The 25,389-nt window shown below is 67.2% G+C and carries 25 protein-coding genes; 16 read left to right on the forward strand and 9 right to left on the reverse strand.

Features of this window, described 5'->3' with window-relative positions; genetic code table 11:
* Positions 1-94 precede the first annotated feature (94 nt).
* The gene (locus BN996_RS01105; protein WP_139043086.1) at positions 95-1,267 is read right to left on the reverse strand and encodes a PQQ-binding-like beta-propeller repeat protein; all 1,173 of its coding nucleotides are present in this window, start codon (positions 1,265-1,267) and stop codon (positions 95-97) included.
* 648 nt (positions 1,268-1,915) lie between these two features.
* Here BN996_RS01105 and BN996_RS01110 point away from each other — a divergent pair.
* Together BN996_RS01110 and lrp are read left to right on the forward strand one after the other, a co-directional pair.
* Positions 1,916-2,713 (forward strand): M14 family metallopeptidase, encoded by a 798-nt coding sequence (locus tag BN996_RS01110; RefSeq protein ID WP_226908675.1) that lies wholly within the window; start codon positions 1,916-1,918, stop codon positions 2,711-2,713.
* A gap of 185 nt (positions 2,714-2,898) precedes the next feature.
* Entirely contained in the window at positions 2,899-3,360 is a 462-nt protein-coding gene (gene lrp, locus BN996_RS01115; RefSeq protein WP_089776802.1) for an HTH-type transcriptional regulator Lrp, read from the forward strand.
* Between the two features lie 9 nt (positions 3,361-3,369).
* Here the strand turns inward: lrp and BN996_RS01120 are convergent, their stop codons facing one another.
* On the reverse strand, positions 3,370-5,319 hold the full coding sequence (locus BN996_RS01120) for a PAS domain S-box protein (protein WP_089776803.1): 1,950 nt from the start codon (positions 5,317-5,319) through the stop codon (positions 3,370-3,372).
* Between the two features lie 254 nt (positions 5,320-5,573).
* Here BN996_RS01120 and BN996_RS01125 point away from each other — a divergent pair, with 254 nt between their 5' ends.
* Complete coding sequence (locus BN996_RS01125; protein WP_042665133.1) at positions 5,574-5,966, forward strand: hypothetical protein; 393 nt, start codon at positions 5,574-5,576, stop codon at positions 5,964-5,966.
* Between the two features lie 315 nt (positions 5,967-6,281).
* Here the strand turns inward: BN996_RS01125 and BN996_RS01135 are convergent, their stop codons facing one another.
* Complete coding sequence (locus BN996_RS01135; RefSeq protein ID WP_089776804.1) at positions 6,282-7,454, reverse strand: PAS domain-containing protein; 1,173 nt, start codon at positions 7,452-7,454, stop codon at positions 6,282-6,284.
* Between the two features lie 187 nt (positions 7,455-7,641).
* On the opposite strand from BN996_RS01135, the gene BN996_RS01140 reads away from it, so the two are divergent.
* The 6 genes from BN996_RS01140 (at position 7,642) to BN996_RS01165 (ending at position 15,572) form a co-directional block, all read left to right on the forward strand.
* Complete coding sequence (locus tag BN996_RS01140) at positions 7,642-9,024, forward strand: DUF8073 domain-containing protein (protein WP_089776805.1); 1,383 nt, start codon at positions 7,642-7,644, stop codon at positions 9,022-9,024.
* Between the two features lie 783 nt (positions 9,025-9,807).
* Positions 9,808-12,513, forward strand: coding sequence for a 5'-nucleotidase C-terminal domain-containing protein (locus BN996_RS01145; RefSeq protein WP_226908676.1), 2,706 nt, complete (start codon positions 9,808-9,810; stop codon positions 12,511-12,513).
* Complete coding sequence (locus BN996_RS01150; protein WP_089776806.1) at positions 12,506-13,369, forward strand: hypothetical protein; 864 nt, start codon at positions 12,506-12,508, stop codon at positions 13,367-13,369. The genes BN996_RS01145 and BN996_RS01150 overlap by 8 nt, the downstream gene beginning before the upstream one ends.
* A 64-nt stretch (positions 13,370-13,433) precedes the next feature.
* The gene (locus tag BN996_RS01155) at positions 13,434-14,039 is read left to right on the forward strand and encodes an acetyltransferase (RefSeq protein ID WP_089776807.1); all 606 of its coding nucleotides are present in this window, start codon (positions 13,434-13,436) and stop codon (positions 14,037-14,039) included.
* 272 nt (positions 14,040-14,311) lie between these two features.
* Positions 14,312-14,512, forward strand: coding sequence for a hypothetical protein (locus BN996_RS01160; RefSeq protein ID WP_089776808.1), 201 nt, complete (start codon positions 14,312-14,314; stop codon positions 14,510-14,512).
* Positions 14,513-14,768: 256 nt separating this feature from the next.
* On the forward strand, positions 14,769-15,572 hold the full coding sequence (locus BN996_RS01165) for a DUF502 domain-containing protein (protein WP_089777289.1): 804 nt from the start codon (positions 14,769-14,771) through the stop codon (positions 15,570-15,572).
* Between the two features lie 51 nt (positions 15,573-15,623).
* Here the strand turns inward: BN996_RS01165 and BN996_RS01170 are convergent, their stop codons facing one another.
* Positions 15,624-15,854 carry a hypothetical protein gene (locus tag BN996_RS01170; RefSeq protein WP_089776809.1) on the reverse strand — a complete coding sequence of 77 codons (231 nt, stop codon included), beginning with the start codon at positions 15,852-15,854 and terminating at the stop codon, positions 15,624-15,626.
* 435 nt (positions 15,855-16,289) lie between these two features.
* On the opposite strand from BN996_RS01170, the gene BN996_RS01175 reads away from it, so the two are divergent.
* From BN996_RS01175 to BN996_RS01195, 5 genes are all read left to right on the forward strand, one after another.
* Positions 16,290-16,562: a PRC-barrel domain-containing protein gene (locus BN996_RS01175; RefSeq protein ID WP_089776810.1), complete on the forward strand. Its 273-nt coding sequence runs from the start codon at positions 16,290-16,292 to the stop codon at positions 16,560-16,562.
* A 278-nt stretch (positions 16,563-16,840) separates the two neighbouring features.
* Positions 16,841-17,200 (forward strand): hypothetical protein, encoded by a 360-nt coding sequence (locus BN996_RS01180; RefSeq protein WP_089776811.1) that lies wholly within the window; start codon positions 16,841-16,843, stop codon positions 17,198-17,200.
* 102 nt (positions 17,201-17,302) lie between these two features.
* Positions 17,303-18,685, forward strand: coding sequence for a pentapeptide repeat-containing protein (locus BN996_RS01185; protein WP_089776812.1), 1,383 nt, complete (start codon positions 17,303-17,305; stop codon positions 18,683-18,685).
* An 83-nt stretch (positions 18,686-18,768) separates the two neighbouring features.
* Positions 18,769-19,668: a cell division protein CdpA domain-containing protein gene (locus BN996_RS01190; protein WP_089776813.1), complete on the forward strand. Its 900-nt coding sequence runs from the start codon at positions 18,769-18,771 to the stop codon at positions 19,666-19,668.
* Between the two features lie 123 nt (positions 19,669-19,791).
* On the forward strand, positions 19,792-20,835 hold the full coding sequence (locus BN996_RS01195) for a disk-shape morphogenesis protein volactin (protein WP_449271624.1): 1,044 nt from the start codon (positions 19,792-19,794) through the stop codon (positions 20,833-20,835).
* A gap of 73 nt (positions 20,836-20,908) precedes the next feature.
* On the opposite strand, the gene BN996_RS01200 is transcribed toward BN996_RS01195, so the two are convergent.
* The gene (locus BN996_RS01200) at positions 20,909-21,361 is read right to left on the reverse strand and encodes a zinc finger domain-containing protein (RefSeq protein ID WP_089776814.1); all 453 of its coding nucleotides are present in this window, start codon (positions 21,359-21,361) and stop codon (positions 20,909-20,911) included.
* Between the two features lie 122 nt (positions 21,362-21,483).
* Between BN996_RS01200 and BN996_RS01205 the strand changes: the two genes are divergently transcribed.
* Both BN996_RS01205 and BN996_RS01210 read left to right on the forward strand, forming a co-directional pair.
* Positions 21,484-22,668: a tubulin/FtsZ family protein gene (locus BN996_RS01205; RefSeq protein WP_089776815.1), complete on the forward strand. Its 1,185-nt coding sequence runs from the start codon at positions 21,484-21,486 to the stop codon at positions 22,666-22,668.
* A gap of 142 nt (positions 22,669-22,810) precedes the next feature.
* Positions 22,811-23,206: a histidine kinase gene (locus BN996_RS01210; RefSeq protein ID WP_089776816.1), complete on the forward strand. Its 396-nt coding sequence runs from the start codon at positions 22,811-22,813 to the stop codon at positions 23,204-23,206.
* A 14-nt stretch (positions 23,207-23,220) separates the two neighbouring features.
* Here the strand turns inward: BN996_RS01210 and BN996_RS19650 are convergent, their stop codons facing one another.
* The 4 genes from BN996_RS19650 to BN996_RS01225 all read right to left on the reverse strand — a co-directional run bounded on the left by BN996_RS19650 (position 23,221) and on the right by BN996_RS01225 (position 25,325).
* Positions 23,221-23,451, reverse strand: coding sequence for a hypothetical protein (locus BN996_RS19650; RefSeq protein WP_139043087.1), 231 nt, complete (start codon positions 23,449-23,451; stop codon positions 23,221-23,223).
* 617 nt (positions 23,452-24,068) lie between these two features.
* Positions 24,069-24,458 (reverse strand): DUF7971 family protein, encoded by a 390-nt coding sequence (locus BN996_RS01215; protein WP_089776817.1) that lies wholly within the window; start codon positions 24,456-24,458, stop codon positions 24,069-24,071.
* Between the two features lie 186 nt (positions 24,459-24,644).
* Positions 24,645-24,953: a helix-turn-helix domain-containing protein gene (locus tag BN996_RS01220; protein WP_089776818.1), complete on the reverse strand. Its 309-nt coding sequence runs from the start codon at positions 24,951-24,953 to the stop codon at positions 24,645-24,647.
* Positions 24,954-25,055: 102 nt separating this feature from the next.
* Positions 25,056-25,325 carry a DUF8103 family protein gene (locus BN996_RS01225; RefSeq protein ID WP_089776819.1) on the reverse strand — a complete coding sequence of 90 codons (270 nt, stop codon included), beginning with the start codon at positions 25,323-25,325 and terminating at the stop codon, positions 25,056-25,058.
* Between the last annotated feature and the right edge of the window lie 64 nt (positions 25,326-25,389).

The following is a 25,389-nucleotide window of genomic DNA, read 5'->3' on the forward strand; positions in this document are numbered from 1 at the left end:
TACATTTTGATTAAAACTAATAAAATTCTGATTAGAAAAATGTGCCGTGATCTGTGCTTCATTTGCGATAGTCGGTCGTGAGTCCCCACTGCGCCTATTTCGGAAGTCTCACTTTCGCCACGAAGCCGTCGTACTCGTCGCGTCGTTGAGGCGGGTTCCGAGAGCCACAGATGCCGAGGTGTTCCGCGTCCATCGCCGTGATTGCGTGCGGCTGTTCGGCGCGCTCGGTCCCGAACGTGTACGTCCACGTGCGGTTCCCGTTCCCGTCGAGTCCGTTGAGCCACATCTGCGGGCCGACGACGTCGACGCTTCGGGTTCCGACCGCGGCGTAGCCGTCTTCGAGGGCGACGATTCCGTCGGCGGTGAACTCCTGACCGTCCTCGCCGTGGGTCTTCGTCCAGACCGCGTCGCCGTCGGCCGCGGTCTTGACGAACAGCGCGTCGGTGGTGAAGGCGTCCGCTGCCCCCGTCGTCCCCGCGAGGACGTAGCCGCCGTCGACCCGGATGCACTCTTCGAGGCGGTTGTCTTCGTTCGCCGCGTAGGACGTTCGCCACCGCTCGCGTCCCGCCGCGTCGGTTCGCACCATGAGGAACTCGGTGGTGTCGTCGTCGCTCGTGCGCGTCCCCGCGAGCGTGAACCCGTCTTGGGCCCGGGTCACGGACGCGATCTCGGTGCGCGTCCCGCCCGCGTACGTCCGCGTCCAGCGAACCGCGCCGTCGGAGCCGAGTTTCGCCAGCGCGGCGCGGCCGCCGGAGGTTCCGGCGACGACGAACCCGCCGTCGGGCGTCTGGACGACGTCGTTCGCGCGGTCGTCCGCGGTCGAGGAGATCTGAAACCGTTGCGTCCACCGTTCTCGACCGTTCCGGTTGGTCTCGACGACGTACATCTGTTGGGCGCAGCGACCCCGCGTTGCTCCGCACAGCACGTAGCCGTTGGTCGCGGTTCGGGCACCGCCGTACGCGACGTCGAACCCGGCCTGACCGTGGGAGGTCGTCCACCGCGTCTCACCGTCGGCGTCCCAGGTGTACTGCCACGACTCCGCACCGCCGTCGGACGTGGTGGCGAGGCCGAGCGTCGTGACGCCGCCGTCGGGGGTGGAGACGGCCGCTCTGAACTTCTCTCGGCCGGATTTGTCGCCAGTGCGGTACCAGACGACGTTCTCTCGATACTCGCTGAGCGGCGTCGCCTCGGTTGGAGCGGCGTCACCCTCGGTCTGCGTCGGCGTCGCGGTCGCGGTCGTCCCCGCGGACGACAACAGTGCTGCCAAACCGATGCTTCGGAGAACGTCCCGACGGTTCACGGGGAGTCCCGTACGTGCTGCGTTTCTATCTGAGGAGTCTGTCATTGGTCGATGGGGAGGTGGGTGCGTGCGGTGGACCCGAGACTGGGCACGCGATGTGCGCGAGTCGGTCAGCGGCCCATCGCCGCGCGCTCGATACGCTACGTCGTCGGGCCGCCGGCGGCGTCGACTGGGTGCCTCTCCTGCCGCTCACCCGTCCAGGCGGAATCGCGCGGGACGCGCTCATTCTGGACGAGGTGTGCGCTCGGTAGGCAGGGCGCGGATTCGCGATGCTGTTTCCGACATTACACGTCCACGCAATAATTACTACTGGCCAACATGACAAAAGGAATGTGGCGTCGATTAATAATATTTTTCTGATATGTGTGGATAACCATAGTATCGGCCTGTAGTGGGAGATTGTTCGATTTATCGCACAGTACCAGCACCTATTTGTCAGTTCATATTCGTTTATGGAGACAGGTGCCAACACCGTGCACGAGTACCTCAAATCCCTCCGTCAGAATCCAGACAGGTCGGCCAAACGAGTTGCGACTCGCGGGTCGGGGCGAGGGGCGCTCGGCCGTCGCTCGCTTGCGACCGCTGCCGGGGGGACGGCGCTCCTCGGCGCGGCCGATGACGCCGCCGCGGCGTTCTCGCCGGGCGTCGTCGGGACCGCACCGTATCTCCGCGACCGACTCTACCCGACGATGGGCACCGACGAGGAGAACCCCACCCTCGTCGTCTACGTCAACTTCCTGTCGGACTCCTCGCAGTACTTCGTCCAGCACAACCTCGAAGACGTCGTCCGCGAGTACGTCCGGCAAGCCCGGCCCGACCGCGTTCGTCGTCGGCGGCGTCCACGGCGAGGAACCGCAGGGCTACCACGCCGCCGACCAACTCAGACACCTTCGCCCGACCGGCGGCAAACTCGTCGTCGTCCCCCGCGCCAACAGGCCCGCTATCGAAATCGGCGCGCGGTACACCGAAGACGGCGACCTGAACCGCCAGTTCCCCACCGGCTCCGAGCCGACCTCGAAGCTCGCGCGGGCGCTCTGGGACGAACTCCAGTCGCACGACCCCGACGTGGTCGTCGACCTCCACAGCTCCAGCGGCATCTACCGATACGACGGGAAAGTCGGGCAGGCCGTCTTCTCGACGCCTGCCACGCCCGAAAACGCCGGCAACGCCTGCGACTACGTCAACGACTGCTACATCGACCGCTCGGCGTACCCGTCGCACTACGACTTCGACTGGAGCGGTTCGCTCAGCGGGTCGCGACCCCTGTTCGTCCACAAAGCGTACGGCGACTTGCGACTCCCGGGGTATATCGTCGAGACGACCCGCAAGGGGACGACCCTCGAAGACGCCGTGACGTGGGGAGTCGCCGTCGCTCGCTCCCTGCTGTGGCAACACGAAGTCTACCACGGGTGATGTCGCGCCGTGCGCTCGGGTGCGCAGCCAGCGCGTTCGCCGACGGGTACGTCAGCGATTGAACGCGTCCGGCGGAGCGCTCGACGACCGTGCGACCTAGTTTCCGGACGCGACTGGGCGACGATTCACCGAATCGTCAATTTAGACCGGGGGATTAATGACAATCACACGCAAAAGATCCGGAGATGACCTACGAGAACCTCGATTCCGACCTCATCAACGCACTCCTCGAAGACGGGCGGCGCAGTCTCCGGAGCCTCGCCGAAGAACTCGACGTGTCGGTGACGACCGTCTCGAACCACCTGCGAGACCTCGAAGACGAGGGAATCATCGAGGGCTACACGCCCCGCGTCGACTACGACGCGCTCGGCTACGACGTGACCGCCGTCATGCATCTCAAAGTAGAGGGGAGCGCCCTCTCGGAGGTCACCGAACTGCTCGCCGACGAGCCGCAGATGGTCTCGGTGTACGAAGTCACCGGCGACTACGACGTGCTCGCGGTCGGGAAGTTCAGGAACACAGACGACATGAACCGCCAGATCAAGGCGCTGTTGAGCGAGGCCCCGATTCGGGAGTCGAACACGAGCGTCGTCCTCAACGCGGTCTCCGAGAACGGGCAGTTCGACCTCGGCGACAGCGACGCCTGACGCGGCGGCTCAGTCGACGCGGAACTCGAACCGCGCACCGCCTTCGGACCCCTCCGAGACCGTCACCTCCCAGCCGTGTGCGGCCGCGACCTGCGAGATGATGTTCAGTCCGAAGCCGGTCCCCTGCGACGACGTGGTGTAGCCGGCCTCGAACACGGTGTCGCGGTTCTCAGGGGGGATTCCCACGCCGTCGTCTTCGACGAAGAACCCGCGGTCGGTCTCGCCGACGGTGACGGTCACGCCGGCCCCGCGGTCGGGCGAGTCGTCTCGGTCGCCTGTAGAACCGTGTTCTACAGCGTCACCGGACGCAGTCCGGTTGCCCGTGGAACCGTGTTCCACGGCGTCGTCGGGAGAATCCCGACTGCCCGTCGAGCCGTGCTCGACGGCGTTTCGAAACAGGTTTTCGAGGAGTTGCTGGAGTTGGTCGGCGTCGGCGTCGAGGACCAGTTCGGTCTCGACCGAAAGCGTGGCGTCGCCGGTCACCACGTTTCGCCAGCACGCTTGCGCGAGGTCGGACAGCGCGACCGGCTCGATTTCCATGGCGTCGTCGCCGTCGTGGGCGAGCACGAGCAGGTCGCTGATGAGGTCGTCCATGCGTTCCAGCGCGCGGTCGATAGCGTCGACGTGGTCGCTGTCGCAGTCGTCCGCGAGCAGGTCGAGTCGGCCCATCGCGACCTGCAGCGGGTTGCGGAGGTCGTGGCTCACGACGCTCGCGAAGCGGTCGAGCCGCTCGTTTTGCTCGACGAGTTCGACCTCTCGTTGCTTCTGCTCGGTGATGTCCCGAATCATCGCGACGTACAGGTCCTCGCCCGCGACGTTGAGTTGGATGAGGTGGACCTCGGTGGGGAACGTCGTGCCGTCGCGGCGCTGCAGTTCGCCTTCGAACCGATCCGGTTCGTTCGGTGGTAGCTCCCCCCAGAACGACCGCGAACGGGCCGGGTCCGACGAGGGGTCGAGGTCCCAGATGGTCTTGTCGACGAGTTCCGCCTCGCTGTAGCCCAGTTCCTCGCATATCCGCTGGTTCACGTCTCGGATCGTGCCGTCGTCCGTGTGGACGACGACGAGGTCCGGCGAGTGTTCGAACAGGGCTTCGAGCCGCGCGGTGTTCGCCCAGAGGGTCCGCTCGTAGACCTTCCGCGGCGTGACGTCGTCTTGGAAGCCGACGAAGAAGTCGATGTCCCCGTCGTCGTCGAACAGGGGCGCGATGCGCACGCGGTTCCAGAACTGGGTGCCGTCCTTGCGGTAGTTCAGCAGTTCGACCGTCACGTGGTCGCGCCCTTCGACCGCCGCCCGCAGTTCGGCGACGGTGTCTTCGTCGGTCGCCTCGCCCTGTAGGAACCGACAGTTCCGCCCGACTGCTTCCTCGGCGTCGTAGCCCGTGAGCGTCTCGAACGCCTCGTTGGCGTAGACGATGGGGTTGTCCGCCGCGTGGGGGTCGGTGAGGACGATGCCGACGGGCGCTTCGTCCATCGCCCGTGACCTCACCGACAGGCGCGCTTCGAGCGCCTCGCCCGGCGACGCCCGAGCGGACCGGACGCGCTCGACGGCGTTCTCGATGCGGGTGGCGAGGAGTCGGTACTGGGTCGCGTCATCGCCCTTCCGCAGGTACCCGGTCGCGCCCGCGGCGAGCGCCTCGCCAGCTATCTCCTCGCGTCCCCGTTCGGTAAAGAGGATAAACGGCAGTTCGGGGAACTCGTCGCGGACCCGCGACAACACGTCGAGACCGTCGAGGTCGGGCGGGTCGTAGCCGCAGACGACGCAGTCGAACGCCGCGTCACCGCTCCGAATCCGGTCGAGCGCGGCCCGCGGGTCCGACTCGGTATGGACGGTGAATCGCCCGCGCTCGCGTTCCAGTTGCGACGCGACGAGCGCCGCGAAGTCGCGGTCGGCTTCGACGTAGAGGACGTCGATAGACGCCGGCTCCGAGAGTGAACGCGGCGCGTCACGAGATGAGACCATACGCGACGATAGATAACGCCAAGAGACAATAATGGTGATGCCGGGCGAGAACGTGTCGCGTCCTCGGTCGCGTCGGACTCCCCGTCCGGAACGAGAAACGCATCCATCGACGCCGCCGGGGACGGCCACACTGCAACTCGCGCGCGACGGCGAAACAGCGCCCGAATTTCGAAGACGCAACGGCGAGCGGTAAAAACGCATCGGCCGGTTCGTAAACAGAGCCCTTATAATTTTGAGTCCGCTTTCAAACGGTGATGACAGCCCCCGACGAATCCGAACGCAACGCGCCATCGCGGCTCGCCCGCGCCCTCTTCGCGAGCGGCCTCGCAGTCCTGGCGATTCGCAACCTGACCGACCTCGACGGCCGCATCGCCTACGCGGAGGCGAAGGGCGTCCCCGAGGCGGACCGGCTCGTCCCCGCCGCGAGCGGTCTGCTCCTCGGAGGCAGCCTCGGTATCGGCCTCTGGAAGCTCCCCAAACTCGCTTCCGCGAGCGTCGCGGCGTTCTTCGCCGGCGTCACGCCGACGATGCACGACTTCTGGGCCGTCGACGACGACGCCCGCGACGAGGAGCTCACGTCGTTCCTCCAGAACCTGACGCTGTTCGGCGCGGCGCTCGCGTTCTTCAAGCGCGCCTCGGACGAGTAGAGACAGTCCGAACGCGGCCGGCCGGTTTTTTGCGGTCACGTATCGACGGCATACTCGTCGATCTGGTCGACTCCCCGCCAGAGCGCGTACAGATACCACAGTCCGACAACAGTCCAACCAACCGCGACGAGCGGAGAGCCGTGGAACCACCGGTACGCCGCGAAGCCGAACGCGGAGAGGGCGAGGACCTGATAGAGTCGAGCGTGGGCGGACACGGGCGCGGCTAGTACCCGCCGCGACCGTATTTTTTACTCACGCGGGAGGCGGACACCCCACCGTTTCCAGTATATCGTCGGCGGCCGCGACGAAAGCCAATCAGGACGAGAACGCGTCGCCCGCGCCGTCGACGTCGGCCGGGCGGTAGAAGCCGACGACGAACTCGACCGCGCCGTCGTCGTCCCGAATCGGGTGACTATCGAGACGGGCCCGGACGGGCTCGCCGCCGGCGTCGTAGATTCGAATCTCCGTCGAAATCGGCTCGCCGGCGTCGGCGGCCGCCCGAATCGCGGCGACCGTCTCGGGGTCCGTCTCGGGGCCGTAGAGGAACCGACAGTTGCGCCCCGTCACCGACTCGGCGTCGTAGCCCGTGAGCGTCTCGAACGCCTCGTTGGCGTAGACGACGGGGTTGTCGGGCAGCGAGGGGTCGGTGACGACGACGCCGACGCCGACGGCGTCGAGCACCCGGTCTTTCAGTTCGACTTCCGCCCGGAGCGCGTCGACTTCGGTGAGTTCCTGAACGATACAGACGTGTCCCCCGTCGTCCATCTGCGTCAGCACGAGGCGCTCGGGAACCGCCTCGCCGCCCTTGGTGACGCCGGTCGAAAACCCCCGCCACGACCCCTCGGCTTCGAGTTGCGGGAGGATTTCGTCGTGGAACCGCCGGGCCTCGTCGGCCGGGTAGAGGACGTCCCAGTGCTCGCCGATGAGTTCGGCCCGGTCGCGGTCGTAGAGCGCGGCGTACGCCTCGTTGAGGTACTGGTAGACGCCCTCGTCGTCGATGATGCCGATTCCCTCCTCGGCCGATTCGATGGCGAGAAAGCCGCGTCGCATGTGCGTCTCGGCCCAGTACTTCTCGACGAGGTTCGAGACCTTGTTCGCCAAGACGGGGTACTCCTCGGGACCGCCTTTCTGGAGGTACTCGTCGACGCCGGCGGAGATGGCGCGGCTCGCGATCTCCTCGCTCCCCTTGCCGGTGAAGAGGACGAACGGGAGATCGATGCCCCGCTCGCGCGCCGCCGTGAGGAGTTCGAGCCCGTCCATCCCCGGCATGTCGTAGTCGCTGACGACGCAGTCGTACTCCCCGTCGGTGAGTTCGTCGAGCGCCGGTCCCGGCTCGGTGTACGTCTCCGTCTCGACGTCGTCGAGTTCGCGTTCGAGAAAGGTCGCGGACAGCTCCACCATCGCCTCGTTATCGTCGACCAGCAGGATTCGCATCGCACGCCGCTCCGCGCTAAACGGGGCGATACCGTGGAGTGGAGACACGTCCATACGTCTGTGGTGTCGCGTCACAGTGATAAAAACAGCTACGGCGACAGTCACGTCCGACGACAGAACGCCCCAGACCGTCCCGGGGCACTCGCCTCGGAGGCGAGCGGACGTCTGTATAGAATATATATTACTAGATGAGCCCGACGGCAATAAATTATATGCGATGTGACACAGTTGACATCATCATATGGAAGTGGTCAGGAACGTCCGAGAGCTCACGGCGGTTCTCGAACAGTTTACGGAGACGACGGGAGCGGTCTGCGAGCTTGAACTGACGAGCGACGGCGAATCGGCCGCGGACGGTGTCCTGGCTTCGGTTACCGTCGCGTACGACCTCGCGTCCGAGTGCGCGGTCGACCCGAACCGGCTCTCCGTGTCGTCGCCGGCGGCGTCGGTCGCCGACGGCCGGCTTCGACTCGAACTCGACGTGGCGCTCGCGCCCCCGCCGGGCGGAGACGCCGACCCGGAACCGGCGTCGGCCGAGCGCGACTCCGAACGCGACTCCGAGCCGACTGAACTGGTCGCCCGGGCCGACGGCTCCGGGACGCGAAACGCGGCGGTCGACGCGGCTGTCGGACCCGGCGCGTCGCCGCCGACGATGGAGTCCGAAGTCCCGACAGAGAGTGGCGAAACGCCGGAGAGCGACCGGGGTGCATCCGCGTCGGCGGACGACGCCACCGAGGCGGGCGCGGAGACGGAGACGGACGCCAGCACCGGCCCGGACGCCAGCACCGACCCGGACGCCAGCACCGACCCGGACGCCAGCACGGAAACGGAGACCGACGCGGACGCCAGCACCGTGGCGGAGCCAGCGGTGGAGGCGGACGCAAAAGCGGACACAGACGCGGAGCCGGATTCCGACGCGGTACCGGCCCATCACGACCCGGTTCGGCTTCGGGAGGCCTACGAGGCCTGCGAGACGTTCAAGGAGATGACCGCCGCTCTCGGCGTCGACGTGACCCCGCAGACCGTCCGCAACCAGATGATTCAACGCGGGATTCACGAACCGGAGTCCTACGGCCCGTCGACCGAAACGGCGTCTTCGAGCCGAGCGAGCGACGCGGGCGACGAGGCGCGGACCCCGGAGCCGAGCGTCGCCGACGAGGGGGGCGCGGCCGCGCCTGAGCCGTCGGCCGAACCGGGAGGCGAGGACACCGCGGACTCGGCGGGGACGGAGCGTGAGACGCGAGCCGAGGCCGACGCGGAAGTCGGGCCGGCGTCGACTGCGGGGCCGACCGGAGACGCCGGGACCGACGCGGTCGACGCAGACGAGACGCCTGCGGTGACCGAGGACGACTCCGGCGCGAGTGACCTCCCGCCGCTTCCCGCGTCGGTGTCCTCGCTCGACTGCTCGACGGCGGACGTGTGTGCGGCCGTCGCGGGCGCGAAGACGCTGTACGAAGTCGAGCGTCGCCTCGGACTCGACCGCGCCGAGGTCCGCGACGTGCTGACCGCGCTCGACCTCCTCGACCTCGTCACCGGGCGGATGGCCCGACGCGACGCGTCGGCGGCGACCCCCGCCGACGTTCGAACGCGAGCGCGCGCCGCGCTCGACGGCGGGGCCGAGTGAATCGGCCGGGCGAGTATCGGCGCGACGGGAGACGCCCACCGATACGTCGCTCTACCGCGAGCGGCGAGCGAGTCGTCTCCGGATTCATCACATAATTGGAAAGTGATATAACCCGGGAGTTCGGCGGTGGCGTACGTCGCACGTCGAGCGGAAGCGCGCTCATCGAGGTCGGTGTGCGGTCCCGGTAGATACGCCGGTCACGCGGCCAGCACGTTCGACAGGAGACCGAGTGAGCCTGCGAAGGCGTCCGTCTTCCGACGCTGTTTTCGCAGTCGATTCGGACCGCTTCTGCCCCTATCCGCGGATTCGACGGCGAGAAGACGTATTCCGAATTCCCCAACGCCGATTCGTTGAGCAACTGCCGGTGGGTCGGGACCGCGCAGTCGACGCCGGACGTATCCTCGCGAGATTCTCGGGCGAATGCCGGCGCGTCCTCTCCCGACCGAGTCGGGCGGGTCGTCGATTCCCTCTTCGGTGTTTTCTCGATTTACTGATGGTTCTCAGTTATTATAACTCATCTTACTTTCATATTGCCGGACACGTTCCCGGCCGAGTACCGCCGGCGTCCCCCGGCCCCCGTCGCTCGACGTGCGGTGAAGTCGGTGCGTTCGCCCCGCCGGCCCGAAGACGAACCGCAGCGCGTCGGACACGTCAGTATGTTGTAGTATGGTTACCAACATATCAGTCTTACCAGCGGTTATCACATCCGCCTCGGTGCGGGTTGTTGTGTTTGCGCACATGACATCACGGACAGTTTTCAGACGTACTGTAACAGCAATGCTGGTGGTCGTACTCACGACCGCGACGCTCCCCGCCGGTGCGGCGGGCGTCGCGGCCGGAGACGCGAGCGCACTCGATTCGAACGTTCAGTCGGTGGCGAACGCGTCCGTCCCGGCGGACGTGACCACCGCCACGCTCCAGTCGGACGGGGCCGACGGCGACGCCGGTAACGACACCGCTGGCACGAACGCGACGACCATCACGCTCGTCGGCTTCAACGACATCGGCAAGGCGGCCGCTGGCTCCGGTGACGACAAACTCGGCCGGATGATTACACTCATCAATCGCGAGCGGGCGAACGCCTCCGGGCCGGTGTTCGTGGCCGGCGGCGGCGACGAACTCAGCCCGCATGCCCTCCGAAACTACGACGACCTAGAACACGGCTACGAGCCGCCGGTGACAGCGATGAACCTCATCGATCCCGACGCCGAAGTCGTCCAGAATCACGAACTCGACTACGACGAGGACGCGGGGACGAACGACTTCGCCGTCTTCGAGGCCGTTGCCGACGAGTCGACCTACCCGTGGCTCCTCGCCAACGTCGTCGACGAGGAGACGGGCGAGAATCTCCCCGGGACGCAGAACTACACCGTTGTCGAACGCGGCGGTGTCAGGGTCGGCTTCTTCGGGCTGACCGACGAGGCCATCAACGCCAAGACCGACGGCGTCATCGAGCGCAACGGCTACACCGTCGTCGACCCGACGACCGCCGCCCGGCGGACCGTCGACACGCTCCGCAACGAGGAGGACGTCGACGTGGTCGTCGCGCTGGCTCCGGTCGGCATCCCGGACTCGAAGGACCTCGCGCGGAACGTCGACGGCATCGACGCGCTCGTCTCCGGCGACGACCAACGGCGCTACCCGCCGCAGACGACGAACGGCGTCCTCATCGGCGAGACCACCGGCAAGGCAAACGCCATCATGCGGATGGAGCTAACCGTCGATAACGGGAGCGTCACCGACGCCTCCGGCGAACTCGTCGACGTGACGACCGACGTACCGCGCAACGACTCGTGGCAGGCGTACATCAACCCGCTCCGCGAGGAGTACCTCGACACGGAACTCGCAACGGCGGTCATGCCCGAGCACACGGGCGTCGGCTCCAGCTACACCGACGACTCCGCGACGGGCCACCTCGTCACCGACGGCGTCCGCGGCTACACCGGTGCCGACGTGGCCGTGACGAACGCCGGCGGCATCCGCGACACGCTCTATCCGAGCGACTACGCCGCGGGCGAGGAGTTCAACGTCACCCGCGGGATGGTGACCTCGACGCTCTCGTTCGGCAACCACATCGTCGTGGTCGAACTGACCGGCGCGGAGCTCCGCGAGGTCGTCGAGAGCCAGATAACGCCGCTGGAGATGGACAACCAGTACGGCACCCAGACCCAACAGCAGGTCAGCGGCGTCACCTTCGAGTGGGTGCCCCACAGCGATAGCTCGTCGCCCGGCGAGGGCGACGCGACGATTCGCGACCTCACGGTGAACGGCGAACCCGTCAACGACTCGGCGACGTACACGCTGGCGACTAACTCCTACATCGCCGACGGCGGCAGCGGCTACCCGCTCGCCGACAAGCCGCGCGTGGCGGTCTACAACGAGACGACGATGGCCGACGGCGTCATCGGCTACCTGCAGAACCGCGCGACCGTCGCGGCCGCCGAGGTCGACACCGAATCCGACGACCGGATGCGACGGGTCGACACGACGGTCGACGCCGACGCGGTCGACGTGACGAGCGGCGACGGCCGGACGACGGTCACCATCGACGCACCATCGCGCGTGACCGGCGTGAGCGGAACCGCCGCCTTCGCCGACCGAAGCGGCGGCTACGTCGAGGCGACGAACGTCGCCTACGACGGCGCGAGCGGCACCGTCACGGTCTCGGTGCCGACGAGCGACCTCGACGCCTTCGGGACGCCGGTGACCGCGCCGGACTCGGGCGTCGACCTCTACGTCGACTACACCGACAGCGCGTATTCGAGCCGGTACGAGAACTTCGATTCCGCGGTGCTGAACGTCGACCTCGACGGCGAGGCGACGACGCCCGACCCGACGCCCGAACCGACCGACGGCGTCGCGCTCGCGGTCGGCTCGAACGGCCAGTCCGTCCCCCTCGGCGACACCCGGGCGTTCGACATCACCGCGAGTGACGCCGCCAGCGGCGTCGGCGCGTACGAACTGACCCTCGCGGTCGGCGATTCGAGCGTGGCCCGCATCGCGGACGTGCAGTTCCGCGACGACCCCGGATTCTCGGCGGTCAATATCAGCGACGACGGGAGTGAGGTCCGCATCGAGGCCGCCGGCGTCGACGCCGACGACGGCGACGCGAACGGCTCGCAAGTCCTCGCCACCGTGACGGTCAAGGGCGTCGCGCTCGGCGGGTCGACCGCCCTCGAACTGACGCCCGCCGCGACCTACGACCCCAACGGGACGGCCTACGCGGTGTCGCGCATCGACAACCGACCCGTCAACGTCGAACCCGGCGATCTCACCGGCAACGGCTACGCGATGGCCGACCCCGACGGCGACGGCACCTTCGAGGACGTCAACGGCGACGGGAGCGTGGACATCGTCGACGCGCAGGCGCTGTTCGTGAACCGCGACGCCGACGCCGTCCAGGCGAGCACCCCCGCGTTCGACCTCAACGGCGACGGGCGGGTCGACGTGGGCGACGTGCAGTGGCTGTTCGTCACCACGGATGACTGAGGCGAACACGCCCGCGGTCGCGGTGTTCGTGGCGGTCGTCTGTCTCAGCGCCGTCGCGCCGCCCGCGGTCGCCGCGACCGACACGACCGTCGGCTTCGGCACCGACGCGGCGACCGTCGAACCCGACTCGACGCGGACGTTCGACCTCGTCGTCGACAGCGTCGACGGCGGCGTCGGCGCGTACGACCTGACGGTCCGACTCGACGACGACGCCGTCGGCCGCATCGCCGAACTCACCACCCCCGACAACGCCGACCCGCAACTGAGGAACACGTCGTACGACGAGAACGGCACGGTCGCGTCGCTTCGCGTCGTCGGCCTCGACACCGACGACGACGGAACGGTCGCGGTCGCGTCCGTCACCGTCGAGACCGCCGATACCACCGCCGACGGTGCGCTCAACGTGTCCGTGACCAAACTCGGCGACGAGGACGGCAACAACTACTCCGTCACCGGCACGTCCGAACTCGACCTCTCTGTCTCGGAATCGACCGGCGGTGGCGGCGGTGGTGGTGGCGGTGGTGGTGGTGGTGGCGGTGGTGGCGATGACGACGAGTCGGACGACGACACCGACGACGATGCCGACGCGGACGACGACACCGACGACGACACCGACCAGCCCGCGACCACCGAGTCGGCGGCGGAGTCGCCAACGTCCACCGCGTCGCCCGCGAGTCCGACGACGGCCGACGACGGTACGACGACCGCCAGCGCGACAGACACGCAGTCCGCGACCGGGACGACCGAGACTCGGACCACGGCGACCGGGGTCCCCGGCTTCGGCGTCGCGCCCGCGGTCGCCGCAATCGCGGCGCTCCTGCTCGGGGCCGGACGCCGAGTGCGACGCGAGAACTGAGCGAACGCGGGCTCTGCGGAGCCTGTGTCGAATCTTTATCCGTGTGGGCGTCTAGCAGAGAGGTATGAACGGCCCGGACACCGCGGACGAAACGAGCTTCTATCTCGACTACGAGCTGCAGGTCGATGCGACCCGCGACGCCGTAGCGAAGCTCGCTCGTGAGGTCCTCCAGTACGAGTGGGCCGACTACCTCCGCGCGTCGCCGCCGGCGGGCGGCCACGAGTGGCACGCCCTCGACTCGGGGAAGCCGTGGGGGCGCGTCACGCCCACGTCGTGGGAGCGCGGCCGCGACAGCGGCTACGACCTCCACTTCGAGCACTACCCGACGCCGCGCGCCCTCCAACGCGGGCAGTTCCGGCTCGAACTCCACCTCGAAGACGGCGTCCACGGCGACGCCGACTTCTCCGGCGACTCGCCGTACGCGGCGCTCCGCGAGCGACTCGTCGCGGCGCTCGACGAGGCGCGCGGCGAACACGACGACCTCCCTGCCGGCGAGTTCGGCACTGGGCGGACGCTCTGGCGGGTGGACTCGCACTTCCTCGCGGGCGACACCGTCGCCTACTACGAGGCGCTCCGCGAGGCGCTGTCGGCGCACGACCCGTTCGTCGACGCCGTGGCGGCCGTCCTCGACGACGAACTCCCCGAGCGCGACCCGTTCGAACGCGGCTGACGCGGCGGGCGACAACCGACTCACGGTGCGGGCCGAATCGCGCGAGTGCCGACAGACGCGCGGCGACGCCCGGATTCGACCGCGATTGTTCCGCGGCGCAGTCGGCGGACCCCGCGAGGTCCGGCCGAGTCGGAGCCGCGACCGGCAGTTCGAAACCGTCCGGAACGGAAAGTGTACAATCAAACCGTCAATACCCCTATATAGCCACATTCGCTCACCGAATGTCGTGAACTGCGAAAGAACTATACTATTTGACGCCCGCTAGCGAAACGATGGCACAAGCAATCGAGGTCGCCCCGCACGTGATCACGGAGGGGTCGACTATCCGGCATTCGACGCTGTGTACGGAACAGACGGTGGTGGAAATCGAAGACGGGACCGTCCGGACGACGTACGGCGACGAGGAGTTCGTCTACCCGCGCGAACAGCTCGCGCTCGACCTCTCGGTCGGTCGGTTCGAAGTCGTCTCCTGACCCCGCCTTCGGGACGGCACGGGCCACCGTCCCGCCTTGCGTCGTCGCTCACGGTTATACTCGGGCCGGCCCACACGCGGTCCCCGTTTTCGTCGCCCGTGACGGATTCGCCTCGCCTCCGAACGCTCGCGAGCGTCCGCGCCGAAGCGCGTCTCGGAAATCCGGACAGTTCGATTGCCGACACTATTTGTACGAGCCACATGAACCACCGGGCGTGTCCTCCGCTGACCCTCCGCGCTCGCCGGGCACACTCGCCGTGAGCGCCAAAGAGACCGGTCAATCGCTGTACGAACGAGCCTACAACACCCTGCTGACGGGCGTGGCGATCATGATCCCCATCGTCATCACGCTGTACGTCCTGCGCGTCGGCATCGACTTCGTCAGGGACGCCCTCGAACCGTTCATCGACCTGCTTCGCTGGGCGGGCGTCATCAGCCGCTTCGAGAGCGTCGAGTTCATCAGCCTCCTCATCGAACTCGGCGTTTACTCGTTCGTCGTCGACTTCTTCACCGAGTTGGTGGCGCTGCTCGTCCTCTTCGGAATCGTCGCGGTCGTGGGGACCGTCGGCCGCAACCAGTACGGCGAGAAGATCATCGGCGTGTTCGACCTCGTGATTTCGTCGATTCCGGGCGTCGGGACGGTGTACAAGAGCTTCCGCCGCATGGGCGACGTTGTCCTCGACGAGGGGGCAGACGAGTTCCAGGACGTGAAGCTCGTCCAGTGTTTCGACGACGACGTGTACGTGCTGGGCTTCCAGACGGGCGGCTCTCCCGCGACCATCGAGCAGTCCACCGGCCACGGCGAGATGGTCTCGATGTTCCTCCCGCTCGCGCCGAACCCCGTCACCGGCGGCCTGCTCACCTACATCCCCGCCGACGACGTGTACGACATCGACATGACCGTCGAGGAGGGCGTCCGGAGCATCCTCACGAGCGGCGTCGCCACCGACGAGGACTCGGACGCGCTGGGCGTGAACATGTCCGAACTCCGCGGCACCGAGCGGTTACAGGACATCCGCGAATCGATGATTACGACCGACGAGAAGCGGGACGACGACTGACCGCAGAGGTGTCGAAGGGACGAGTCGCGTTTCCGAGGCCGCCCCGGCGACCTACCGCCCGTTTCCTCCGAACTCGGCCGACAGGATACCGGGGAGGTCGGTCAGCCAGCTGACGACCGCGCAGACGACCATCACGCCGACCGCGGCCATGTAGCCCCAGACGGTGACCGCGTCGAGCACGAAGTCGATAGCGACGAATCCCGAGAGGATGACGGCACCGCTGATGGCCGCCGCGACGACGACGGCCAGCGCACCGTACGCCCGTGTCGGATTGTCTACCATATCGAAGGGTGTCGACTCGGCAACAAAAACGTGAGGGCCACCCTCGGCGGCGGGAACGACACCACCGACCGGCGACGACCATCGGTCACCGCGACGAGAGACACCGCGGGCGCTCACGGGAGACTCGTCGGGACGCGAAGATGGTCAGTCGGCCTCGGTAGTGGTGGTGGGTCTACGGAAGGAACACCGAGGCTCGGTTCGTCCTGACCAGATAGATATCTCTTAGGCGCTCCTAAAAAATATATCGGAGGTCACGAATATCAGCCGCATACACGTCGAACGGGGCTGTCCGCGTCGTCGGGCGGGGGACGACCGCGGTGGCGCTGAAACACCACACCACGGTCGGGGGTCGCCGTTCAGCGGTCGGTTGGGAAACGGCGATGTCGTTCCGTTCCGACCGAGGTATTTTTGATTGACACGTCCGATAGCGGAGATATGGGTCCCCAGTTATCGTCGGGCATCGAACCGATTCCGAGCATCGAAGGCCGCCCCGTGTACACCGCCTCGGGCGATCGATTTGGCGAGGCCGTCGACCTCTGTGTCGACCTCGACGACGACCGCGTGACCGCGCTTCTCGTCTCCGTCGAGGACCCGCCCGAGGGGTTGGAGGTCGGTCCGCGCGGCGTCCGAGTTCCGTTCGAGTCCGTGCGCGGGATGGCCGACATCGTCGTCTTGGCGGGCGATCCGGCGCTTGAGGCCACCGACTGACCGCGGCGGCTCCGCGTTCGACCGACCGCGCCGCCGGGCAGACGTTGATATGCTCCGGACGGCGACTGTGCGACGGGCGGTCGCGTCGGTCAGGATGTGGACAGCACGACCGCCCAGTCACGGCGACCCGTCCCGCCTGCTCGCCTCTGACAGGCGGTCGGTGCCCGTCCGTTCGAGTCGCGGGTTGTGAGCCTCGCAACCCGCGCCGATGGCGAAAACTCGTCGTCGGTGAACAACTGTGTAGATACGTTGATACGAGTGGACAGAGTAGGCGGGCTGTGAGTTTCTACGAGTCGATTCACCAGTTCGTCGGCGAGCGCGAGACGCTCCGGTCGGTCAGCCACTACGAGGAGATGACGGTGCTCCTCACCGAGACGCGACTCGTCCAGATTCGACACGACGGCGGGCAGGCGACCCCCGAGCGGGTGCGGGAGATGCGGACGATACAGCTCAACCGCCCCGTCTTCGCCGGCTGTTCCGTCGAACTCGAATCCGACCGCACCGTCGTCGGCTTCCACGACAGCACCGGCGAGACGGTTCGGCTGGTGACGCTCCCCGTCCGCGACTTCGAGTTCGCGGCGACGTTTTCGGCCGTCGTCGGCGACGCCGAAGTCGGCGCGCCGTTCGTCGGGAAGTGACTAACGCGACCGCGGCGAGGACGGCCGCGACCCTGTGGCGGAGCGCGACGCGCACACCTCGTGACAATCTATTTACGTGATAACGACGAACGGTCGAGTAACGTGGAACGCACCGTGCACTGTACCTACGAGCACGTCTTCGACGCCGCCGACGAGACGGGTGCCGACGAGTCGTCATCGGTGTGGCAGTGTCCGCACCCCGCCAGCGGCGGGTCAGACCGCTGTCTCTTCCACCGACCCGCCGAGGAAACCCCCACCGAGGCCGTCACCGAGGCGCTCCGCGAGGCGGTCGAGGACGACGCGCGACCCTCGGCGTTCGTCGGCGCGGCGTTCGAACGCATCGACCTCGCGGGGGTGACGCCGCCGTCCGACGCGTCGCTCGACTTCCGCGGCGCGATGGTGAAATCGGATATCGACCTCCGCGACGCGACGCTCGACGGCGCGCTCCGGCTCGACCGCGTCTCGGTCGGTGGCGCGGTGTGCATGCAGCGTCTCGACGCGTCCGGGGCGGTGAGCTGTCGCCACCTGCAGATTGGCGACCGCTGGGTGCTCTGCGAGGCGCGCTTCGACGAGCGCTTCGACGCGACTGCCTTCAGCGCCGAGACGGTGGTGGCGACGGCGGCGCGCTTCGAGGCCGGGGCGACGTTCAGGAAGGGCGTCGTCGACGACGACGTGTCCGTCGCCAAGGCGAGGTTCGGCGGGCCGGCGTGGTTCTCCCACACTCGACTGGGCGGCCGCCTCGACTTCGGGAACGCCGCGTTCGACCGTCGGCTCTCGCTGGCGCACTGCCGCGTCCGCGGGAGCGTCGTCGCCGCGTCGGCGACCGTCGACGACGGCCTCTCGCTCGAACACCTGACGGTCGAGGGCGAACTCGACGCGACCCGGCTCACGGTCGACGGCGGCATCGACGCGACGACCGCCGCCTTCGGCGGCCGGGTCGACTGCACGGGACTCACCGCCCGCGACGGGGCCGTCGACTTCACCCACTGCGCGTTCGGCGGCCCGGTCTACTTCGACAACGCGACCGTCGAGGGCCGGGCGCTCCGCTTCCGGAGCGCGCGGTTCGAGTCGGGGCCGGCGTCGTTCGTCCGCGTGGCCGTCGACGGGGGGCTCGAACTCTCCGACGCGGTCTGTTCGGCCGAGTCGCCCGTCCGGTTGGTCGAAGCCGCCGTGGGCGAAAGCGTCATCTGCGACCACGCGCGCTTCGGCGACGAACTGTTCTGTTCGGGGGTCCGCGTCGCTCGCGACGTGGACCTCTCGGACTGCACCGTCGGGTCACTCACCTTCGGCGTCGAAATCGGCGGGCGACTGGACTTCGCACACGCCCACGTGACCGATGCGGCGGCGTTCGGCGACACCGTCGTCCACGGCCCCGCCAGATTCACCAGCGCCCGGTTCGACGCGGACCCCACGCTCGCCGAGGCGACCCTCGACGACACGGTCGCCGCCTACGACGTGACCGTCGAGCGCGCCGGCGGGCGGTGACGGGGTCTCGGGCCGGTCGCCGGCGAGGGGACGAGGCCGAACCCGGCGAACATTATATGTCGCGCGGGAGAATGGTCTGAGGTATGTCGAGTGACGGGCAGAACACCCTCATCGCCCTCTACCGACGGTACGTCGACGCCGACCCCGACGAGACGACCGTCTACGCGGGCTTCGCGCTGTTCTTTACGGCTATCGGACTGCTCGCCGTCGCGCTCGCGGCGGTGGTGTGGAGCGGCGGCATCCCGCCCGAGAACATCTTCAAGTACGAACTCCGCGAGGTCGCGGGCGTCACCGGCGCGCTCGGGATTCCCCTCCTCCTCGTCTCCGTCGTGGTCTTGCTCCCCTCGCGGTACCGGTTCCCGAAGCTCCTCGCGGGCGCGGGACTGGTCGTCTGTGCGGTCGCCGTCGTCCAGTTCGTCGGCGCGTACCCCCACAACTGGAACGTCGCCGCGAGCGCCGACCGGAGCGGCCGCATCGTCGGCGTCTACTCGCTCGGCGCGGTGGCGGTCGTCGCCGCCAGCGGCACGTCGCTCGTCGGCTTCCAAATCGCCCGGGCGAAGACGAGCGGCCCCGCCGCGGGCGGGAGCGACGCGGAGTCCGACGCGACCGACGAGGAAGACGAGGAAGCCGTCTCCGCGCAGGTCCGCCGCGACATGGACGAGGCGCTGTCGAACACCGAACTGTCGTGGGGCGGCGTCCGCAAGACCGAGACCACCCGCCTGAAGCTCGACACCTCCGCCGTCGACGACGTGGACCGCGCGAGCTTCGAAAACGCGAAGGCGACCGAGACGCGCGGCGGGGGCGTCGACGACGCGGTCGCCGGGCTCCAGGGGCTCCGCGGCGGCAAGAAGGACACGGCGGTCGGCGACAGCACGGACGACCAGGCCGCCGCGCTGGCCGAACTCCGGAAGCGACAGCAGGCCGACGCCGAACGCGAGGAGTCCGAGGGAGTCGTCGACCGGATTCGCGGACTGTTCTCCTGAGCCGTCGCGGGAGGCCCCGCGGTCGGGGGGTGACGCGGCGTCGGTCCGGCGTTGGATTCATCGGCCGACATGAATGTCAAAACCGCATACAGATTTATGCGACAGCCCTACGACGCGTGAGGTATGGCGAAAGGCCTTGACGTAGGTACCATGAACATCCTGTCGGCGAGTCAGGATGGGAGTGAGACCGTATTTGTCCAGCAGCGAAACTCGTTCGTCGAAATCGACTACAGCGACATGGCGGAGCAGATGCTCTCGCGGAGCGACGTGCTCCACATCCGCAAGGACGACAAGGTGTACGTCGTCGGCGACGACGCGCTCAACTTCGCGAACATCTTCGGCAAGGAGACGCGACGGCCGATGCAACACGGCATCCTCTCCAGCGAGGAGTCCTCCGCGATTCCGATGATCAAGCTCATCATCGAGCAGGTCGTCGGCTCGCCCTCCCGGCCGAACGAGCGCCTGTTCTATTCGAGTCCCGCCGACCCCATCGACTCGGACCTCTCGACGCTGTATCACGACAAGACGCTCGAATCGATGCTCGGCGACATGGGCTACGACCCCGAACCCATCAACGAGGGGATGGCGGTCATCTACAGCGAGCTCGCCGACAACAACTTCACCGGCCTCGGCGTCTCCTTCGGCGCGGGCATGACGAACATCTGCCTGGCGTACTACGCGGTGCCGGTCATGCAGTTCTCCATCGCCCGCGGCGGCGACTGGATCGACCAGCAGACCGCACAGGCCACCGGCACGGCCGTCGACAAGGTCACGTCCATCAAGGAAGACGACTTCCAGCTCGACTTCCGCACCGACGTCGGCGGCGTCGAGGGCGCGCTGTCGATCTACTACGAGAACCTCCTCGACTACGTCATCGAGAACATCGAACGCGAGGTCGACGAGGAGGACATCGAGGAGGGCCTCGACGTGCCCGTCGTCGTCACCGGCGGCACCTCCAGCCCCGACGGCTTCGAGGAGCTGTTCGAACACCACCTCGAAGACTCGACGATTCCGTTCTCGGTCAACGAGGTCCGGAGCATCGACCGACCCCTCTACAGCGTCGCCCGCGGGTCGCTCGTCGCCGCCCGCTCCGAAGAGGAGTCCGACGGGAGCGCCTCCGAACCCGAACCGGAACCCGAAGCGGAAGCCGCGCCGGAATCGAACTGAGCGCCGGCCCGAACCGACGCCCCCGACCGGACAGTACGTCACGACCGAGGTCGACGCGCCGCCGGGAGCGCGCTCACTCGTCCGCGCGGTCCCCGCGGTCGCCGTCCTCCCCGTTTTTCAGTTGTGAGCCACTGGGCTCGCGGTCGGTGGCTTCGTCGTCGGCCTCGTCGTCACCGGCATCAGCCGCGTCGGTAGTCGTGTCGCTGTCGTCCTCGTCGCTCTCTGTGTGGTCCTCGTCGTCCTCTGTGCCGACCTCGTTGCGCTCGGATTCGACCTCGGTGTCGCCGTCGGTCGACTCGCCGCCGTCGGCTCCGCCAGCACCGCCCGCGTTCCCGTCCCGCTCGCGCGCCTCGCCGAGCGCCCGCTCGTGGAAGCGGGCTATCGCGTCGTCCCACGACTCTCGGCTCGGCGCGTCGCGCTCGTGGACCGTCTCGACGCCGACGAAGCCGCATCGCTCGCAGTAGCGCGCCGCGCGGCCGTCGAACGAAAGCGTCGAGAGGGGCTGTGAACACCGCGGACAGGTCATGGCGTCTGCCGATGGTTCTCGCGGGGGTCGTATAGAACTACCCCGTCGGCGGCGCGTCCGAGTCTGGCTGTGACAGTGTACTAACAGAAGATTCACCACTGATGACGTGTCAAAGAGAGACGATGAAGGTCCTCTGCTTCGGCGTGGGGCAAGCGGGTGGAAACGTCCTCGATGCCCTCCTCCGGTACGAACAGCGCACGAACGCCGACTACGTCGTCGACGCGGTCGCGTACAACACCGCGTCGGCCGACCTCCGCGGCCTCGACCTCGTCCCCGAGGAGAACCGCATCCTCTTCGGCGCGGACGAGGTGAGCGGCCACGGCGTCGGCGCGGACAACGAACTCGCCGCGGAACTCGCCGAGCGCGACAGCCGACAGCTCCTGCGGGGCACCGACGGCGCGCCGACCTCCACGGCCGACGCGTTTCTCATCTTCGCGGGTCTCGGCGGCGGCACGGGGAGCGGCGCGGCCCCCGTGCTCGCAAAGCACCTCAACCGCGTCTACGAACAGCCCATCTACGGCGTCGGCGTCCTCCCCGCCGCCGACGAGGGGGCGCTGTACTCGCGCAACGCCGCGCGGTCGCTCAAGGCGTTCGTGGACGTGACCGACCACGTGTTCGCGTTCGACAACGGCGCGTGGGCCGAAAGCGGCGAGGACGTCGCGGCGGCCCACGAGTCGATGAACGAGGAACTCGTGCGCCGCCTCGGCATCCTCTTCGCCTCGGGCGAGGTGGGCGAGTCGGGGACGGTCGGCGAGAGCGTCGTCGACTCCTCGGAGGTCATCAACACCCTCCGCGGCGGCGGCATCTCGACTATCGGCTACGCGGCGAGCGAACTCCCCGAGAGCGGCGACGGCGGCGGGTTCAGCATCTCCGGGCTCTTGGGCGGGGGGTCGTCGTCGGCGGACGAACTCGACTCCATCAACCGCATCACGACCCAGACGCGGAAGGCGGTGCTCGGGCGACTCACGCTCCCGTGCGACGTCGACTCCGCCTCCCGGGGACTGGTCGTCGTCAGCGGCCCGCCCGAGTGGCTCAACCGGAAGGCCATCGAGCGGAGTCGGACGTGGGTCGAAGAGCAGACCGGGAGCATGGAGGTCCGCGGCGGCGACTACCCGCTTCCGGAGTCGAACCACGTCGGCGTGCTTGTCCTCCTCGGCGACGTGTCGCGGAGCGACCGCGTGGCCGAAGTCCGGTCGACCGCCGTCGAGGCCGAGCGGGACCGCCGCGAACGGGAGGCCGGCGACGCCGCCGACAACGGAGACAAAGCGGAGGCCGTCGTCGACGACCGCCTCGACTCCCTGTTCTGAACCGACGACCGACGACTGACGACAACCGGCGACGCCGGCGAGCGGTCCCGCGTGCCACCGCCGGGCGCGACCGCCGTCGGCGGCCGGCGTCGTCTCGGGCCGGAGAAAGTGTCAAATACTCTCTGGGCGAACAGTCTGATGCGTGTCCGAGACAACCATAGCGGCGACGCCGCGCATCCTCGCCTACGGTCCGCCACCGGCGGGTCCGATTGCGACAGACCGCGACGTGGACGTCGAGTTCGTGGGGTCGAGTCGGGAGTTGTTCGAGCGATTGACCGACGGGCCGGTGCATCTCGTCGTCTGCCTCCACGCCCCGCCGGCGTTCGACGGCGTCGAGGCGGTCAAAGGAATCCGCCGGTTCGACGCGACGGTTCCGGTGGTACTGGCGTCGCGGGTCCAGAACACGATGCTCAACCTGCAGGCGATTCAGTCGCAGGTCACCTGGAGCGTCGGTCTCGCGGGTGACGTGCCCGTCGAGGAGGCGCTGTCGGACCTCCTCGTCGATGCGAGCGAGTGGGTAGAGCGGCAGGTTAAGTAGCGAAATCGCGTCCGTCAACCGCGCCCGGGGTCGAACCGCGGTCGGTCGCCACTCGTCGAGGTGTCGATGGATTCTCGCGGCGACTCCTCGCCTTCGTCCGCGCCGACGACGACGCCACGACGGACTGAGAGGGGCTTCGACAGACCAACCACCGGCACCGAAACGCAGAGCCGGCCAAGCTGTAACGACGTTACATTCGTTATACCTTCCGCGATACTGTTCGTCGCGCTGATAATCAGAATCATTTATATATTCGAAGCGATTGTATTCAATCGGATGCAGTACCGTACAGAGTAACCCCTCGGACGCATCCAATTGACCGAACTCATCCCCCTTCCCCCCCTTCCCCATTAGGTTCGGTCACCCTTCACGGGGCGCGACTGACTGTCCTCACTAGCGACTGTCGTCTCCACATCTGTCGGAAAGTCGATGCGGAGTCGCTCGACTTCGAACCGCCAGTCGGTCACACGACCGAGGTGCGAGCGTGCTCGCGGTCCCGCGGCGACTGAACGCGTCGGCTGACTGAACGCGCGCGGTTTCGAGGACACAGCCGACCGGAATATCACTCCATTAATATAGTATTACACTCACAATCCTTCCTATTGGAATCTGAGATCGAATAGTTAATCACGAGTTCGATATTTGACCACCGAGACAGATATTGAACTACTAATCACTCTTCTTTCGGACTTCTCCCGTAATATCACTAACTTCACTCATGCACCAACCTTGTACGTGTCTAGACCAAAGAATGACGGCTCGGGAGCGCGTCCACTGTATTTCATAATTAGCACACAACAGTCGGGGAAAATAGTCGTGTGGTTCGAAAGCAGACCGTCAGTCGGTACCGCGGACGCCTCGGCTACTTGCCGAATCTGATGCCGTCTTCGACCAGTCGGAGGTTCCGTTCCCGGTCGATATGTGGTTTCAACCACTCGTACTCCTCGATTTGGAGGATGAGGTCCGCTTGGAGGTTCCGCCACGCGATGGCGTAGATGGGCGACTGGCCCCACGCGCGGAGTTCGGGGATGAACTCGTCGTAGCGCTCGTAGTGGCCTTCGAGGCGTTCGAGCGCGTCGACGACGTAACCGGCGGCCTCGGATTCCGTGTCGGCGTCCTCGATCGCGCGGTTCAGTCGCGTTTCGAGTCCGTCGACGGCGCGTTGCATGTCCTGTGCCGCCGTGCCGTCCGCCTCCGGGAGCGAGTCGATGATGGGTTTCGGAACGCCGAGCGAGAGTGGTTCGACAGCCATACCTCGAACTGGGCGGCAAAGCGGCAAAAAGGCGGCGGCGACCGCTTCACAGCGCGGGCGGTTTCCGACACCGCGGACCCGTCGAGAACGCGGGGCCGAGCGGCGTCGCCACTCCCCGCGAGGAACAGCGCGCCGGGGTGCCTCCGAAGGCCGTCCCGACCTCCGGTTTCGGCGCGTCGTTCGCCGTTATGCGTCCGTCTCGTCGGTCCGTGCCCTGAGTTCGGAGTCGACGAGGGCGTCGAAGTCGACGCCGTCGGTTCGGTACTGGTCGCGGTTGTCGAGGACGACCAGTCCCTTGTCGGTGATTTCGTACAGCCCGGAGTTCGGCGCGGGGCCGACTCGCGCCAACAGGCCGTAGTCCGCGAGAATCGGCAGTCGCGTGTTGATGTACGAGCGGTTCTTGTCGAGGATATACGAGAGGTTCACGGCGGTGTTTCGCCTCCGATCTGAGAGCGCTTCGAGGATGTCGAAGTCAGTTGGGACGGCCAACTTCATACACGGTTGTTCGTAGCCGCTGTTAAATAAACAACTTATGTGAGAGGGCGTACGGTCCGGTTCGCGCGGCGAGGGACAACGACGCGGCGGCCTCGGGTCGGGTTACCGGTGTTCGAGCGCGTCGCGCGCGAGGCGTAAATCCTCGAGAATTCGCGCGTGTCGGTCGATCGCGTCGTCGATGTGTCGGGCCGTCGCCGCCGTGTCGAGGTCGGCGTCACCGCGGTACTGCACCCGCAACAGGTGTGATTCCAAAGCGCGGGACGTCGAATCGCTCGCCGCCAACAGCGCACGGGTGATCGTCCAGTCTACCGCTCTCTCGTCGGGAAGCTCGTCGAGCTCCGGTCGTTCTCCCTCGTGTCGTTCTGCCATCATTGCCCACCTTGGGCCGGGATGCTACTTAAAGTTGTAGTGACATGATATTTCCGCCATGATCGGG

Source organism: Haloferax massiliensis, from assembly GCF_001368915.1.
In the GTDB taxonomy this organism is placed as follows: domain Archaea; phylum Halobacteriota; class Halobacteria; order Halobacteriales; family Haloferacaceae; genus Haloferax; species Haloferax massiliensis.

Excerpts from the sequence above, each read along its gene's own strand:
- BN996_RS01155 (WP_089776807.1), top strand. The coding sequence starts at position 13,434 with ATGAACGGCCCGGACACCGCGGACGAAACGAGCTTCTATCTCGACTAC.
- BN996_RS01135 (WP_089776804.1), bottom strand. The coding sequence starts at position 7,454 with ATGGACGTGTCTCCACTCCACGGTATCGCCCCGTTTAGCGCGGAGCGG.
- BN996_RS01170 (WP_089776809.1), bottom strand. The coding sequence starts at position 15,854 with ATGGTAGACAATCCGACACGGGCGTACGGTGCGCTGGCCGTCGTCGTC.
- BN996_RS01120 (WP_089776803.1), bottom strand. The coding sequence starts at position 5,319 with ATGGTCTCATCTCGTGACGCGCCGCGTTCACTCTCGGAGCCGGCGTCT.
- BN996_RS01215 (WP_089776817.1), bottom strand. The coding sequence starts at position 24,458 with ATGGCTGTCGAACCACTCTCGCTCGGCGTTCCGAAACCCATCATCGAC.
- BN996_RS01195 (WP_449271624.1), top strand. The coding sequence starts at position 19,792 with ATGGCGAAAGGCCTTGACGTAGGTACCATGAACATCCTGTCGGCGAGT.
- BN996_RS01125 (WP_042665133.1), top strand. The coding sequence starts at position 5,574 with ATGACAGCCCCCGACGAATCCGAACGCAACGCGCCATCGCGGCTCGCC.
- BN996_RS01140 (WP_089776805.1), top strand. The coding sequence starts at position 7,642 with ATGGAAGTGGTCAGGAACGTCCGAGAGCTCACGGCGGTTCTCGAACAG.
- BN996_RS01190 (WP_089776813.1), top strand. The coding sequence starts at position 18,769 with ATGTCGAGTGACGGGCAGAACACCCTCATCGCCCTCTACCGACGGTAC.
- BN996_RS01160 (WP_089776808.1), top strand. The coding sequence starts at position 14,312 with ATGGCACAAGCAATCGAGGTCGCCCCGCACGTGATCACGGAGGGGTCG.
- BN996_RS01110 (WP_226908675.1), top strand. The coding sequence starts at position 1,916 with ATGACGCCGCCGCGGCGTTCTCGCCGGGCGTCGTCGGGACCGCACCGT.
- BN996_RS01225 (WP_089776819.1), bottom strand. The coding sequence starts at position 25,325 with ATGATGGCAGAACGACACGAGGGAGAACGACCGGAGCTCGACGAGCTT.
- lrp (WP_089776802.1), top strand. The coding sequence starts at position 2,899 with ATGACCTACGAGAACCTCGATTCCGACCTCATCAACGCACTCCTCGAA.
- BN996_RS01200 (WP_089776814.1), bottom strand. The coding sequence starts at position 21,361 with ATGACCTGTCCGCGGTGTTCACAGCCCCTCTCGACGCTTTCGTTCGAC.
- BN996_RS01175 (WP_089776810.1), top strand. The coding sequence starts at position 16,290 with ATGGGTCCCCAGTTATCGTCGGGCATCGAACCGATTCCGAGCATCGAA.
- BN996_RS01150 (WP_089776806.1), top strand. The coding sequence starts at position 12,506 with ATGACTGAGGCGAACACGCCCGCGGTCGCGGTGTTCGTGGCGGTCGTC.
- BN996_RS01220 (WP_089776818.1), bottom strand. The coding sequence starts at position 24,953 with ATGAAGTTGGCCGTCCCAACTGACTTCGACATCCTCGAAGCGCTCTCA.
- BN996_RS01205 (WP_089776815.1), top strand. The coding sequence starts at position 21,484 with ATGAAGGTCCTCTGCTTCGGCGTGGGGCAAGCGGGTGGAAACGTCCTC.
- BN996_RS19650 (WP_139043087.1), bottom strand. The coding sequence starts at position 23,451 with ATGATTCTGATTATCAGCGCGACGAACAGTATCGCGGAAGGTATAACG.